This window comes from Opacimonas viscosa, assembly GCF_024199005.1.
GTDB classification, from domain to species: domain Bacteria; phylum Pseudomonadota; class Gammaproteobacteria; order Enterobacterales; family Alteromonadaceae; genus Opacimonas; species Opacimonas viscosa.
In genome coordinates, this window is the sequence record NZ_JANATA010000262.1 from 1 (window position 1) to 248 (window position 248).

General features: G+C 47.6%; 1 pseudogene. It reads left to right on the plus strand.

The features are described 5' to 3' along the window. A pseudogene (locus tag NLF92_RS13525) lies at positions 1-248 on the plus strand (serine--tRNA ligase); the annotation flags it as partial.

The following is a 248-nucleotide window of genomic DNA, read 5'->3' on the forward strand; positions in this document are numbered from 1 at the left end:
TGGCTGAAGTGTCAGATTTGGGTCAACAGTTGGACGCGGCGAAAGCGGAACTCAACACCTTATTGGCTTACATTAATGAACTGACGCTGGGTATTCCTAACTTACCGCATGAAAGCGTGCCGGTAGGAAAAGATGAAACCGAAAACCAGGAAATCCTGGTATGGGGCGAGATTCCTCAGTTCGACTTTGAAGTAAAAGATCACGTCGATATCGCAGAGGGCTTGAACAAAGGCCTGGATTTTGAAGCG